Origin of the sequence: Nostoc sp. 2RC (genome assembly GCF_014222165.1) — a bacterium.
In the GTDB taxonomy this organism is placed as follows: domain Bacteria; phylum Cyanobacteriota; class Cyanobacteriia; order Cyanobacteriales; family Nostocaceae; genus Nostoc; species Nostoc linckia.
In genome coordinates this window covers 14721-28918 of sequence record NZ_JACKZU010000007.1, presented here as the reverse complement: position 1 = coordinate 28918, position 14198 = coordinate 14721, and the positions used below count along the sequence as shown (strand labels likewise).

The 14198-nt window shown below is 39.7% G+C and carries 11 protein-coding genes; 5 read left to right on the top strand and 6 right to left on the bottom strand.

Annotated features, from left to right (window positions below; genetic code table 11):
• Both GNE10_RS01925 and GNE10_RS01920 read right to left on the bottom strand, forming a co-directional pair.
• Positions 1-414, bottom strand: a complete 414-nt coding sequence (locus tag GNE10_RS01925; protein WP_185563411.1) for a hypothetical protein — start codon at positions 412-414, stop codon at positions 1-3.
• Between the two features lie 225 nt (positions 415-639).
• Entirely contained in the window at positions 640-1098 is a 459-nt protein-coding gene (locus GNE10_RS01920) for a hypothetical protein (RefSeq protein ID WP_185563410.1), read from the bottom strand.
• An 899-nt stretch (positions 1099-1997) separates the two neighbouring features.
• Here GNE10_RS01920 and GNE10_RS01910 point away from each other — a divergent pair.
• Positions 1998-3641 carry a metallophosphoesterase family protein gene (locus GNE10_RS01910; RefSeq protein WP_260446716.1) on the top strand — a complete coding sequence of 548 codons (1644 nt, stop codon included), beginning with the start codon at positions 1998-2000 and terminating at the stop codon, positions 3639-3641.
• Between the two features lie 76 nt (positions 3642-3717).
• On the opposite strand, the gene GNE10_RS01905 is transcribed toward GNE10_RS01910, so the two are convergent.
• On the bottom strand, positions 3718-4383 hold the full coding sequence (locus GNE10_RS01905) for a class I SAM-dependent methyltransferase (RefSeq protein ID WP_185563409.1): 666 nt from the start codon (positions 4381-4383) through the stop codon (positions 3718-3720).
• A gap of 67 nt (positions 4384-4450) precedes the next feature.
• Between GNE10_RS01905 and GNE10_RS01900 the strand changes: the two genes are divergently transcribed.
• Together GNE10_RS01900 and GNE10_RS01895 are read left to right on the top strand one after the other, a co-directional pair.
• Positions 4451-4858 carry a hypothetical protein gene (locus GNE10_RS01900; protein WP_185563408.1) on the top strand — a complete coding sequence of 136 codons (408 nt, stop codon included), beginning with the start codon at positions 4451-4453 and terminating at the stop codon, positions 4856-4858.
• 600 nt (positions 4859-5458) lie between these two features.
• Complete coding sequence (locus GNE10_RS01895) at positions 5459-6232, top strand: hypothetical protein (protein ID WP_185563407.1); 774 nt, start codon at positions 5459-5461, stop codon at positions 6230-6232.
• A gap of 7 nt (positions 6233-6239) precedes the next feature.
• Here the strand turns inward: GNE10_RS01895 and GNE10_RS01890 are convergent, their stop codons facing one another.
• The 3 genes from GNE10_RS01890 to GNE10_RS01885 all read right to left on the bottom strand — a co-directional run bounded on the left by GNE10_RS01890 (position 6240) and on the right by GNE10_RS01885 (position 9546).
• Complete coding sequence (locus GNE10_RS01890; RefSeq protein ID WP_260446715.1) at positions 6240-7463, bottom strand: BsuBI/PstI family type II restriction endonuclease; 1224 nt, start codon at positions 7461-7463, stop codon at positions 6240-6242.
• Positions 7460-8014 carry an N-6 DNA methylase gene (locus tag GNE10_RS35690; RefSeq protein ID WP_311774782.1) on the bottom strand — a complete coding sequence of 185 codons (555 nt, stop codon included), beginning with the start codon at positions 8012-8014 and terminating at the stop codon, positions 7460-7462. The genes GNE10_RS01890 and GNE10_RS35690 overlap by 4 nt, the downstream gene beginning before the upstream one ends.
• Positions 8015-8196: 182 nt before the next feature.
• Positions 8197-9546, bottom strand: coding sequence for an N-acetylmuramoyl-L-alanine amidase (locus GNE10_RS01885; protein WP_185563406.1), 1350 nt, complete (start codon positions 9544-9546; stop codon positions 8197-8199).
• Between the two features lie 264 nt (positions 9547-9810).
• Here GNE10_RS01885 and dnaG point away from each other — a divergent pair, with 264 nt between their 5' ends.
• Both dnaG and GNE10_RS01875 read left to right on the top strand, forming a co-directional pair.
• Positions 9811-11724, top strand: coding sequence for a DNA primase (gene dnaG / locus GNE10_RS01880; protein ID WP_185563445.1), 1914 nt, complete (start codon positions 9811-9813; stop codon positions 11722-11724).
• A 444-nt stretch (positions 11725-12168) separates the two neighbouring features.
• The gene (locus tag GNE10_RS01875; RefSeq protein WP_185563405.1) at positions 12169-13902 is read left to right on the top strand and encodes a serine/threonine-protein kinase; all 1734 of its coding nucleotides are present in this window, start codon (positions 12169-12171) and stop codon (positions 13900-13902) included.
• Positions 13903-14198 lie beyond the last annotated feature (296 nt).

Genomic DNA, 14198 nt, shown 5'->3' with positions numbered 1-14198 from the left:
CTATTCTGGTTTATATATAAAACAACCTACTTCTTGTACTATATCTCTGTAAATTCCTTGAATGAAACTTAAACCAGCTATTGCTGTTGGATCTATAGTTTGTTGTTTAAGATTATTTATTTCATTATATTTCATATCTATCAAGGTTCTTAAAACAATACAAGCAACTTTAGCGTCATGATTTGTATTTTGTAATACTTCTGGAACTTTCTGAATCATTTTCCTTATTTCTACAAAGCAAGGAATTATAAATATTTCAGAACTATCTTGAATAGAAATAGATAAACGATTTTGCGAATTTAAACGAGAGGCATATTCTCCTGACTTTGTAATTTTAGTTAATATCATTACATCAATTAAGAATAAGAATTCACTAGTAGTTCTTAGAGATTTCATCTCCGAAGTTTCTGTCATAAAAACTTACCTATTTAGTGGAGGACAATTAGAAAGAAAAACTTAATTTAACAATCTGCCGAAGTAAATCTGTTGCTGGGGTTTCCTGAGATACCACAACACAGTGATTTTATTATTAAGACTACATTCGGGCGTGAACTTAAGAGCAATTATCTTTAGCCAAACAGATGCAACCTTTTAGAGCTACATGTTGAACTTTGTAGATACTTCTACAAAACCGCCCATTTAATAGATAAGGCTGCTTAGTGAATTTAAAGGATTTATTTCTGCCATTATCTCCCCCCACTTAATTACTATATCATCAGCAATTTTAGGATTCATCTTGTAGATAGGTTGTAGTAATAGAAGAGGAGCATAACTTTTTTCTTCCATAGTAAGCTGTATAGGGGAATCTCTTGCTATTAAACAACCAATTGATTTACAAGTAAACTCAATTCCTGTATCTTCATAAAACCAATAAGGATCTTTTTTGTATGCGTGTACACACCACAAAGCAAACTCATAAAATATTTTCCATCTCTCATTACGAAACTGTTCGGTTAGTTGAATAAACTGCCCCTTTGCAATATCATCACCATCTTGTACTGAAATGAAATTATTATAGGCTTCCTTATATAAACTAGTTGTTTGATATACGCTAGTTTTATTTAATAAAAATTCATCTAGGTTCAATTTTTCTTCCATTGTATCCCGAAGATGTTGGTACTTGGGTATACTCATATTCTGAAAAAAAGTTTCCACAATGGCAAGAAAATAACTCATGTCTACTATCCTTTGCTAATCATTTAATTTAATAGGGTTATGTAAACTGTTGCTGGGGTTTATTGAAATACCACAACACATCAACTTTATGGGTAACAACACAAAGATCGCAAACTTAATTACATTAACCTAAATGTTATTTATCGGTAGAAGCTGTATCAAGTTTATTCAGTAAAGATATTAGTGTCAAGTAATACTAATAGTAAAGTAATATTATGTATTATAGATATTGACTATTACCTGACTATCAAATAATATGAGTGGAGCTGAGGCTCTTGATATAGTTGGCTTCATATAGGGACTCATAAGCCTGGGGTCGTTGGTTCAAATCCGACCTGAGCCACTTATGAAAGACGATAATATAAGGGTTTCAGCTCCTAGTCACCTGTAGTATTAGAGGGCTGAATTCCTGTATGAGGCTCTTTTGACTATGAAATGACTATGGCATTCCCCCTAAAAAATAGTCATTTCATAGTTATGGAAGTAGGAGTTGAAAACTTACAAGGTCGCCTTAGATTAAGATTTCCTAGAGCTTTATTCAATGGAAATCATAAATACTTATCTGTGAATTTGGTTGAGACTCCAGACAACCAAGTTGTTGCTGAGCTAAAGGTACACCAAGCTGAGTTAGATATGATTTACTCATGGCTATCAACAATTTTGTACTACGTATTTACGGCGGCACCTTGAGAGCTTTTTTTTACTGCACAACCGACTTTTCAAGCATCCTCTTAGATAGCCGTAAAATCTCCTCAGTGGCTATGCTTTCGCTTGTTATATGCTTTACCCTAGTAAGCGTGCATTCATGTAGGCAAACAGATATGATATCAGCACCTTATCTGCTGACCGATCCGTTTTTGCAGCTGCCAACTGAAAATTCAGTGCGAGTAGTTTGGTTTACCGAGTTTGCTGGTACTCAACATACAGTGTCCTACGGTGAAAACCTCCAACAAATCGCTAAAGCAAATACTATCAAACTCAGTCGCACACGTGAAGACCAAAAATCAAGAGTTGGAAACCAAACGCAAGACAACCAAATTTATCAAAAACCGGTCGGGCGTGACATTTGGCGGCATGAAGCCGAGGTAACTGGGTTAACTCCTGGGGTACGAGTAAACTATCGGGTCGCAAGTGTGCGGGAAGATGGCGAAACTATCAGCAGTGATGTTTTTACTCTTGCAGCTACTCCAAAACCCGGTACACCATTAAAAATTTTGCTGACCTCAGACCATCAATTAAAGCAGATGACATCTGCAAATCTGCAAAAGGTAGTAGAAACTGTTGGACGAGTTGATGCGGTATGGTTTGCTGGTGATTTGGTCAATGTTAGCGATCGCGCCTCGGAATGGTTTGATGATAATAGCGGTGGTGCGCTGTTTCCTGGTTTACAAGGTCGCGCTAAATACGAAATGACCCACAATGGTGTTAAAACAACCTACACTGGTGGGCAAATAATTCAACATACACCCATGTTTACTTGCATTGGTAATCATGAAGTCATGGGACGATATGCTAGAACTGGCAGTTTAAATGATGAATTTGATGATACTATTCCTCAGACAATTGCCCAAAAGTTATACCCTGATAAATCTCTCATCGATAATTCTTTTAATACTATTACCTACGAAGAAATTTTCACTCTACCAACAAGCCAAGACGGTGGAAAAAAATATTACGCAGTTACCTTTGGGGATGTACGTCTCGTAGTATTATATATTACTAATATGTGGCGTCCTCCCAGTTTAGATGGGAAGCGTAAAGGTAGATATGAAGAAGCAGAAAAAGATTTCCATAACCCAGAAAATTGGGGATACGGACAGGTAATTTATGAACCCATTGCTAAAGGTTCCCAGCAATATAATTGGCTAGAAACAGAACTCAATAGCCCTGAGTTTCAACAAGCAAAATACAAAGTTGTAATGTTTCATCATCCACCTCATACTCTTGGTGATAATATAGTTCCCGCCTATACAGAACCAGTACAAATAATTGAGCGAGATGGTGATAACATCAAGGCTGTGCGTTACGAGTATCCCAAAGGCGCAGATTATATCATCCGAGATGTTGTACCTTTGTTAGAAAAAGCTAATGTGCAATTAGTATTTTATGGACATTCTCATTTGTGGAATCGCTTTGTTAGTCCCAGTGGAATGCACTTTTTAGAAACATCTAATGTTGGTAATACTTACGGTGCAGCTTGGGGTGATAGGAAACGAGAAGTGCCAATTAATTATCAAGAAGAGTATGTTCAACTCGGCGACCCCAATGGTTTACAACCAATTGTACCAACAATTGCTCCTTTGTTAGGTGAAGATGCAAAACCGATGCCTTATATTGCTAGTAATGAAATTACAGTTTTTAGTATCTTTGACACAGCAACAGGTAGCATCGCTAGTTATCGTTTTGATACTCGTAAGCCTGATTCAGAAGTAGTAAAGTTTGATGAATTGGTCATTAGTCATTAGTCATTGGTCATTAAAAAATAATTACCAATTATAAAGAACTAATGACAATCAAATAAAGCAAATGTATGAAAATATACTAACGTCGTTTAAGTGCTAAAGTCAGCCCATCTGCAATGGGGACAAGAGAAAGAATTACGCGTTCGTCATGGTGTAACTTTTCGTTTAATGCCCTAATTGCTTGGGTACTTTCATCTTGGAATTGTGGGTCAGCAGCGCGTCCTGACCACAAAACATTATCAATGGCAATTAATCCGCCTGGACGCACTAATTGTAGCGATCGCTCGTAATATCCATCATAATTTTCTTTATCAGCATCGATAAAGGCAAAATCAAATGTCTCGGCTTGCCCAGTTGCTAACAATCGATCTAAAGTTTCCAAGGCTGGCGCTAAATGTAAATCGATTTTATGGGCTACCCCAGCTGCTTGCCAATACCGTCTGGCGATGGCAGTAAATTCTTCACTCACATCAGCCGCAATAATCTTACCATCATCTGGTAGCGCCAAAGCTACAGAAAGTGAGCTATAACCCGTAAACACACCAACTTCCAGGGTTTTCTTCGCTCCAATCAGCTGCACCAAAAACCTCATAAACTGCCCTTGTTCTGGCGAAATCTGCATTGTGCCATTGGGATGGTTCGCGGTTTCTTGACGCAACTTCCAAAGAATTTCTGGTTCTCGCAGCGATACGGATAAAAGATAATTGTATAGTTGGTTATCAAGACCTATGGACTGTTTTGGCATGGTAGATGAGAAAATTTAGGGAATCTACAGTTATACTATCGCTGATTAGGGGTTTCTGAGGATTAATATGGTGCGGTTGCTTTTAACAGTAATATTGTTGGTGCTATTGACGGCTTGTGGCACCATTGGATTGTTACCAACTAGCGAGTTAGTGCAAAAAGCGATCGCACTAGACTTAGAACAAACTCAACAAAAGCTTAATCAGCAGTTGGATCTAGATTTTCAAGGATTTGAAATCAAGCGGCTATCAATTACCCAAGAACAACCCCTAACTATAGAAAATTTACCAGCTTTTCGCGTTCAGGGAACATACGATTTAATTCTTAAGTTACCAAAACGAAGCTTAACACAACCAAAAAAACCCTTTAACCTTTACTTGCAAATTCAGCAAGAAGGTAAAACTTGGCGACTGCTGCTTCCAGATAAAAATAGTAAAAATATTCAACAAATTTGGCGTAGTTATCTCATTCAATAAGTAATAGGCAATAGGGATAAGGGTTTTAGATGATGTTGGAAAATGCGAACAGAATTCGCTACTACAGAAACATTCCCGTAGCCTCTCGCAGAGAAGTCCACGGAGGTGGACTAACGGAAAATTAAGGTTTTGTCTGTGTAGGCGCGAATTCTAGTCGCCAAGGCAACTTAGTTTCTTTTTTTAAGATAGTTTGATTTTATTGTACGAACTTATTTAGTTCTGAATTTTGAACTTGTTAATCTTAGTATATGTGCAGCTATAAAAACTATCACAAGCATTTGTGTTACTAATTTTTACAAAAAGGTGCAAAAGATACTTAGCCTATTTGGTGTAGCCATCTCATGCAAAAGATGGTGTGTGCAATAAAAAAAAGCATCACAATTATTTCAGTAAAACTGCTGGGCTATAGTCACGATAAAAATATAGCAATCTTGTTTCAGTTGCGAACAATATCGATGTTGACTGTTGACGGTCAACATAATTCGTAATTGATAAGGGAAAAAATACGCCATATTAATTCTGAATTCTGAATTCTGAATTCTGAATTCTGAATTCTGAATTCTGATTCTCAAATGATAGTTTCATCGGAGACAATACAAAATGTATATTAACTTTTTTATCAGTTCCATTGCCAGCATTGTAATTGTGGTGCTGGCTGCTTTTGGATTACTCCAATGGTTGCACATACCTGCTGGTAGCTTTCTGGACTGGGTGATTGGCGGTGCAAGTTTTTGGTGGTTGTTGGTAATTGTGACCGTACCGTGGAATGTGCATTTTCAAGCTAAAGAAGTATTAGCAGAAGCAGCACAATCTAGGGAAAAAGAAATTCCAGTCGATGAAAAACAAGTGAAGTATGTCACAGTTTTGGCAAAGCGATCGCTTTGGGTTGCCATTGCTTTACACTTACTCTCAGCCGTTGGTCTTTATACTCTCGCTGTCACTGGTATTAGTACAGTGGGATATGTGAGTTCTGGTGCAGCTTTGTTATTAACAATTCTGCGTCCAGCGATTCGGGCTTATGAGTATTTATATGCAAGGTTAGCGATGATTCGCCAAGAATGGAAGTATCCCCGCGAAGATATTATGGAATTGCGCGATCGCTTTTATAATTTAGAACAAAAAGTGCAATCTTTAGAGGATCAACTTAACCCAGAACAACCATCTTCATTACCAGCAACTCAACAACGTTTTGCAGAAGAAACTCGCAGAGATTTAGCCAGAATTGTGGCTAATTTAGAAGAATTACGTGCAATAAATCACACAGAACACGAACGTTTAGGAAGAGAAGCTAGAAGTGCGATCGCTCAACTTTCAACTGACGGACAATTTCTCGATCATGTACGAGAAATCATTCGATTTTTTAAATCAGCCTGAATTCTAGCTATATTTCGTAAGCCTGCAATAAATGTTCGCCATTAAAATGAATTACATGAGTTGCATCTTCAGCAACCCAAACATCTGTTTCCCAAGCAATCTCTGGTAGGTATTCTACCATTGCTTTGCGACTGAGAAATGTTGTTACCATAACTAAAGGGATTTTGACGCCTTTAAATAGAGATTCCAAATCCTTCTTTCGTTTTGCATTAATTGGCCCGTGTGAAGTTACAGCTTCAATTAGCACTAACCAATTATTTGTTGTCAAGTGAATAATTACATCTGGCATTTTGCCATGAGAATCAATAGTAACGCCTAAATCCGTTAATGCTGCTTCATCGAAATGTGTGAATTTTTCATCGGTATCACCAACATAAATTAGCTTTCCACCAGGAGTAAAACGTGGAGCGAAATCGTTAATAATTTTTTCAATCAGAATATTCTGACCACCTGGTGATAAAGTTTTAATTTCTCCTGCAATTACTATCGGAATACGGGACATCTCCCGTTCTTGTGCATACTGCTTTTTGAGAGTTTCAATGGAAGCCAGGTAAGTGCTTATGCTTTTCTCCCATTCATTAGTACCATAGGTTCGTAATAATTCGAGCGCACTTTCTTCAATTTGATAGACAGTTTTTGGACTGTTGATAGGGCGGCTCAGATTATCTGGATTTGCAACTATCAAAGCAGCATCTAGAAATTGATGTACTGTTTGGCGGCAAACTGTTTCTCGTGTATTGGGCTTATAAGTTTTACCATAATGCTGAGCCATAAAGTCCATTATTGGCGTAATTCCCATTAAAGGAGAAGTCGCTAAATTCCAAGAGTCTGTCGGTTTTAAGTCAAGTAACGCCAGAAGGGTTAAAGCTGAGCGTTCGTTAAGCTGTCGTCGTGGAAAGCCCAATTGCCTTAATATTTGCAGTGCTTCGTCAATTCGAGACTTAATTTTGATGGGATTTTTGTCGGACTGATTTGACATATTCAATAACTTATTTTGCACAAGTAGATCGATTTCGCACCCAGAGGGAAAGCGTTCTTTAATCTCCGTTCCTAAAGACAATAATTGTTCCAATGTCGGATACTTTAATTTTCGCAAATCTGTTGCATTTACTTGAGTATGTCCATTGAACAACCGAAAAAATAAATCAACTAAAGTTGAATTAAGATAAACTGCAAGCCCACAAGCCAAGGTATGGCTAAGACCACGCCCATCTTTATGAAAATAATTCAAATGATTTTCAAATAAGGTGGATTGAGAATAGCATGGGTAAATTCTGCTGGATGTGTATTATTTAATAAATTAACTTCAAGCCGCTTAGCTGTATCTTTGATAAAATCAATTTCACGAATTTCGTAATTGAAAGAAATGTTTACACGTTGACATTCCCGTTCGCATAGTTTTAAAGTCTGGCTCAAATATCCAATTAGAAAAGGATCGATTTCATAGGCGACAATACGCAAACTTGAAGTCTGTTTTTGCTGGCATACTTTGTTGACAAAAGCCGCTAGTAACGAACCGATTCCAGCTCCGGCATCTAGCAAGGAAATTTCAGGCAAATCTAGCCTATCAAACATCCCAGCCATCAATTCTGCTACTGAAGCTGGGGTAAGAAACTGGCCCATCGATGCTTTTTTATTTTGTGTTAGCTGCAAACTTGCTACAGTACGACGAAAATCCACTTCTGCAAGTAAGTTTCCAGTTGATATTTCTGCGAGGCTTCTCAACTCTAAACTACTGATATCATTTGCAATTAACGCTTTATTTTTTGATGGAGTGCTCACGGTCTGTCTTCTTAATTACTATAGCAATCCTAAATCATTTGTGAGACAAAACCAAGTAAAAATGACCAATGATAAAGGACAGTAAACACCAAAATTCTCATCAATAAAATAGGATTGCTATATCAAGTTTATGAGATTTATCAATAGCATAAAACACCACATAAACTGTAGTTGCTCAAAACTCAAAGTAGTCCTGCTGATTCATACAATCGTTTCACCATTGCTGTAATTCTTGCACCATAATCTAAATCTGCTGACCAACGTCCTGATAGTTGGTCAATTAATGGTGCAATTCCTCGCGTTACAAAGCGAAATCTAGGGTCTACAACTTCCTGTACCAAAGGTTCTAAACTAGCGTAAGCTTTTAAATGTTGCACGTGTGCCCTGACTCCTATTCTGGCACTGGGAAAAGATGCAGCCTCAGAACCACCACCAATAGCACCCAAACCAGCAAAGTTATTTTGTTCGGGTTTAATATCACTACCAAATCTTAAAAATCCAGTTTCGACACACATTTGGCAAAAGGCGATATCATAATTTACCCCTTCTATACCTGCTTCCTCCCGATAAAGTTTTGCGATATCGGGAAACTTTACTAAAGCATTTTCATTATTATTCCTGAGGAATAATTGTAACTGTATTTCTGAGGTATTACCGTTTGAAATTATCCGGTCTAATTGACCAGTACAAACTATTAAATTCGATCGCAAGCTGACGGTACGAGTTGTAGCATCCCAGCTGACTGCAATATTAAAATCTCGGAGTTCGATCGCTTTGACATAAACTATTCTGCGATAGGTAATTCGATTGACATTTGGTGCTTTTGATAAATCTATTCGCAGACGGTCTACTAAATCAATGGGAATGTAAGCATTACCATTAACTAAAATTCCTTGCTCGGAATAATTTTGCCCGTTAATATTAATATTAATTGCTGGGTAAGTTGGTTCTGTGGGAGTTCCGGTAGGGTCAATTACACGACTCCAAGATACCAAGCCGTCAGCAATTCCCAAAGCAAAATCACGGCGACGACTTTGCAGCAAAGCCCGATCCTCTGGACTGCTGAGAAATCCCACTTGCATTAACAAAGCCGGAAGGGTTGTGCGGCGACAAAATGCCAAACTACCCAATCCACTGTCTGTATCTGGCTTGACTCCGCGATTTGGTAATTGGGGTACGCGGCGCAACAGTGCCACGAGTAACTGTTCGGCATTGGTTTTGCGTTCAGTATTATTGGCAATGTAAAACACACTCGCCCCACGTACAGCAGGACTGCTAGCTGCATCAGATTGAATTTCTAGCGCCACATCACCCCGGCGTCCACGGGAATTGATCCAGGTGATGGTGTCGGCAGCACTTAAATCGTCGGGAACTGCTAAAATTTCAAAATTCCGCGCCCGCAATTCCGTAACAATCAAATCCCGCAACAAAATCATTTCTTTAGCTTCAGTTGTACCACCAGCGATCGCACCCGGATCGATTCCTCCCGCTTCTTTGCCTCCGTGAGCCGCCGATATAAAAATACGTCCCATCTACAGTATTTCCTCTGATAAAATTAAACGTAAGCAATTTTAGATATAATTGGTGGCTTCGCAACAACAATATAATAGCTATCAGAAGTCGAAAGTAATTTGTCCTTTGTTATTTCTCCAAAGTTGATAGGACAACGGAGTAGGGAAATGGCTTCGCCAAGGGACAAGGGGAAAGGTTAAAGGGAAAAGGAGGGATCTTTCTTTTGCCCTTTGCCCTTTGCCCCATGCCCAATGCCCAATGCCCAATGCCCCATGCCCAATATTATGCAAATCCCCCGCTTACACCCAGATACAATTGAAGAAGTTAAACTCAGAGCTGATATTGTCGATGTCGTCTCTGAGTACGTAGTTTTACGGAAGCGAGGGAAAGATTTTGTCGGGTTATGCCCGTTCCATGATGAAAAATCTCCCAGCTTCACCGTTAGCCAAACCAAGCAAATGTATTATTGCTTCGGCTGTCAAGCCGGGGGAAATGCCATTAAGTTTGTGATGGAATTGGGAAAGCGTTCTTTTGCTGAGGTGGTGCTGGATTTAGCACGGCGTTACCAAATACCCGTACAAACCTTAGAACCCGAACAACGCCAAGAATTACAGCGTCAGCTGTCTTTGCGGGAACAATTATATGAAGTTCTGGCTTCTGCGGCGCAGTTTTATCAACACGCCCTCAGACAATCCCAAGGGCAAAAGGCAATTGCATATTTGCAATTTAACCGCAAATTTAAAGAAGAAACAATACAGCAGTTTGGTTTGGGTTACGCCCCCGCAGGTTGGGAAACTCTCTATCGCTACTTAGTGGAAGACAAACGCTATCCAGTGCAACTGGTGGAAAAAGCCGGCTTGATTAAACCACGCAAGGAAGGGGGCAGTTATTATGATGTGTTCCGCGATCGCTTAATGATTCCCATCCGCGATGTCCAAGGACGCGTTATTGCTTTTGGCGGTAGAACTCTAACTGAGGAACAACCAAAATATTTAAATTCCCCAGAAACCGAACTTTTTAGTAAAGGTAAAACATTATTTGCCCTGGATCTAGCCAAAACCGGAATTTCCCAACAGGATCGAGCCGTGGTGGTGGAGGGTTATTTTGATGCCATCGCCCTCCACGCGGCTGGAATTAATAACGCCGTCGCCTCCCTGGGTACAGCCTTAAGTCTAGAGCAAGTGCGGCTAGTATTACGCTACAGTGAATCGAAACAATTAATACTCAACTTTGACGCTGATAAAGCCGGAACCAATGCAGCCGAAAGGGCGATCGGCGAAATTGCCGAACTAGCATATAAAGGAGAAGTGCAGCTAAAAATTCTCAATTTACCTAATGGCAAAGATGCTGATGAATATTTGCGCGAACAAACACCAGAAGATTATGTTCAACTATTAGCAAATGCACCCCTTTGGCTAGATTGGCAAATTCAACAAATTATTCAAGACCGTGATTTAAAACAAGCTACTGATTTTCAACAAGTCACTCAGCAAATAGTTAAATTACTCAAAAATATCGCTAACAGCGATACCCGCAATTATTATGTTTCTTATTGTGCAGAAATACTCAGTTTAGGCGATGCTAGACTTATACCGCTACGAGTGGAAAATTTATTAACTCAAATTGCTCCTTTTGCACCTACATATTCCAAACCCGTATCAGCAAAAAAAGCATGGGGAAGCAGCGAAAAAGTTTCCCCACTCCCCACTGAACGCAGTCTTTTAGAACATGCAGAAGCATTATTACTGCGAATTTACTTGCATTGTCCCGAACAGCGTCAAGTAATTATTGAGGAATTAGATGAACGAGATTTGCAATTTAGCCTTTCCCATCACCGATTATTGTGGCGACAAATTTTAGAAATGGCGGTGGAACAAATAGATTTAATTTCGACTCTACAAAATAGATATTTAGAATTATCAGAAGACCTGGGATTAATATCACATTTATTTCATTTGAACGAAAAAACTACAAAAGAAATACTTCGCACTCCGCAGGTAGTTCAAGCGGCGATCGCTTGCATGGATTTGGTTATGCTAGAAAAACGCTATCGCCACTTTCTAGAACTATGGCAGCAAACCGATCCGGAAACCGAACCAGAAAAATATCAATTCTATTATCAGGCTTTTTACACTGAAAAAATCAAACTGCAACAAATAGACAGACAACGCCTATTTTCCATCACAGAATTGTTGTAATTATGTTTACGCGCAAAATTTCAGGAGCAGTTGAGTCATGGTAGCTATTAGACTTCTTGCAGAAGTCGGGAAAAGGGGAAGGGGAAAGGGGAAAAGGTTTGGTATTTTCCCTTTCCCCGGTTGGTGAGCTTGTCGAACCATTAACCCCTTCGGAGTTCGCCAGTCGCTCATGGGGGAAACCCCCAAGACCGCGCTGGCTCACCTTTTCCCTTTGACCACAAGAGTGCAGAAAGCAATTGATTGCAAGAGGTCTATTGATGAGCATGAACAACTTCTAGGATTTAAGATAGATATAAGCTTTGATTCTGCCTTCCCTCAGAGGGTGAGCATTGCTTGAGTATAGTTATTGAGTATAAAAATATATCAATAATTTATACAGACAATGCTAAAAGTAGGGGATTTGAGCATCAAACGAGCTAGCATTCATTGTGCCTAAAAGCGTTGATGTACAGTTTTTCTAAGGTTCACTGCATAAATCCTGATTGTCAACGTCCTTATCCTCAACCTTGGGGAAACAAATTTTGCAACAGCTGTGGCGCACCTCTACAGTTGTTAGACCGTTATATCCCGATTCAGCGTTTGGGTTCGGGGGGATTTGCTCAAATTTACACGGTTTGGGATGAAAAAACTCAAACTGAGAAAGTGCTGAAAGTATTAGTTGAAGATTCACCAAAAGCACTGGAATTATTTACCCAAGAGGCGGATGTTTTATCGAGATTACAGCATCCCGGTGTGCCTAGAGTTGAAGCTGACGGTTATTTTCAGGTAAATTTGTTTAACCCCAAACCACACCAACTGCCTTGTCTGGTGATGGAAAAAATCAATGGAAAGACTTTAGAGGAGATATTACAAAAATATCCCCAAGGGTGTCCGGAGAATTTAGTTTTAAATTGGTTCGCCCAAGCAGTAGAGATTTTAAAAGAATTACATAAACGTCAAATTATTCACCGAGATATCAAACCTTCTAATTTGATGCTGGATACCTATGGAGGGGAACCAAAAAGCGATCGCTTGGTATTAATTGATTTTGGGGGAGCAAAACAAGTTAGCGCTTCAAAAGTGGGTTCGCGGTCTAGTTCCACTCGATTATTTTCTTCTGGCTACAGTCCACCAGAACAAGTAACCGGGGGAATTGTGGGGCCTGGTGCGGATTTTTATGCCCTTGGTCGAACAATTATTGAACTACTAACGGGCAAGTATCCCTTAGATTTAGAAGACCAGCAAACTGGTGAGTTGCGCTGGCGCACCGAAGCCAATGTTAACCCAGAGTTAGCGGACTTGCTGGATGAAATGGTGCAGGAAGATGTGCGATCGCGTCCTTTAAATGCAGCGATAATTGAAAAACGCCTCGCAAAGATTTCTCAACCATTACCACCGCCAAGATTATTTTCCCAACTAAAGGACAAGCTCAAGCAAACCTCAACCCAAGCCTCCCAGAAATTGACACAGCTAACACAAGCCGTTGAACAAGGTTTAGGTCAATTTAGCCAAGGCGTCAATCAAACCATTATATTTATTGTTCAAACCATCCTGAGAATTATCAAAGCTTGTTTGGCAACAATTTGGGCGATGATGCTGACTAGTTTTGGGGCTTGTTTTGGCGCGATCGCTGGTTTTATTTTGGCCTATCGCACAAGCTTGGGGCCTCGCATTGTAGAATTCCTTTCGATTCAGGTTAACCAATTAGTTCCCAACACCCAACCCTCATTCGGGACAGATATTTTGGTTTTTCTCGCTGCTGGTTGGGGAACCGCATGGGGACTGACAGTATCCGGGTGTTTTGGTCAACGGCGGCGATTTTTAGTAGCTTCCTTAATGGGTATCGTTAGTTATGGCTTCGGCTGGTTGATTTTGCAATTCATAACCCCAAAAAACAGCGGCGAAGGCTTAATAGCAACGATTTTGGTGGGAGTTTGCCTACTTACCCTGAGTTTAGGACTTCGCAGCCATCATATAGTGTATGCCGTGTTCGCAGCCTTTGGCAGTGCGATCGCCTATGCAACTTTGATTCTAATCAACTTAGCACCTGCAATGCTGGAATTTTCCACTCAACCAGCTTGGGCACAGTTATACAACCCACTGATTTTTTTTGGTTCCGTAGGCTTATTTCTCAGCTTTTGGTTAGGAGTGAGTTTTTACTTAATTGTCCCTGGATTGCGTTTCTTGGGATGGAGGTAAAGAAGATGGGGTATGGGGCATGGGGCATTGGGAAAATGAGAATAAATACTCCCTAATCAGTCAACCGTCAACCGTCAACCCTCCAACTATCCTAAAAACAAGATCCCCCTAGCCGTTTTTTTTCATCGAACTAGGGGGATCACATATATGGTAGTCTATAAATGGTTCGGTATAGTTCCTTACGACTCGATTGTATAGCCTAGATTCTACTTTGAGTAGTCCTACCGCAATAATTTATCTGATATTCATTACTTCTTAATCAATGCTTCATGCCTGTTATTCACTTCGCAGGTTCT

Excerpts from the sequence above, each read along its gene's own strand:
- GNE10_RS01905 (WP_185563409.1), bottom strand. The coding sequence starts at position 4,383 with ATGCCAAAACAGTCCATAGGTCTTGATAACCAACTATACAATTATCTT.
- GNE10_RS01895 (WP_185563407.1), top strand. The coding sequence starts at position 5,459 with ATGTATATTAACTTTTTTATCAGTTCCATTGCCAGCATTGTAATTGTG.
- GNE10_RS01885 (WP_185563406.1), bottom strand. The coding sequence starts at position 9,546 with ATGGGACGTATTTTTATATCGGCGGCTCACGGAGGCAAAGAAGCGGGA.
- GNE10_RS01900 (WP_185563408.1), top strand. The coding sequence starts at position 4,451 with ATGGTGCGGTTGCTTTTAACAGTAATATTGTTGGTGCTATTGACGGCT.
- GNE10_RS01910 (WP_260446716.1), top strand. The coding sequence starts at position 1,998 with ATGATATCAGCACCTTATCTGCTGACCGATCCGTTTTTGCAGCTGCCA.
- GNE10_RS01875 (WP_185563405.1), top strand. The coding sequence starts at position 12,169 with ATGTACAGTTTTTCTAAGGTTCACTGCATAAATCCTGATTGTCAACGT.
- GNE10_RS01920 (WP_185563410.1), bottom strand. The coding sequence starts at position 1,098 with ATGGAAGAAAAATTGAACCTAGATGAATTTTTATTAAATAAAACTAGC.
- GNE10_RS01925 (WP_185563411.1), bottom strand. The coding sequence starts at position 414 with ATGACAGAAACTTCGGAGATGAAATCTCTAAGAACTACTAGTGAATTC.
- dnaG (WP_185563445.1), top strand. The coding sequence starts at position 9,811 with ATGCAAATCCCCCGCTTACACCCAGATACAATTGAAGAAGTTAAACTC.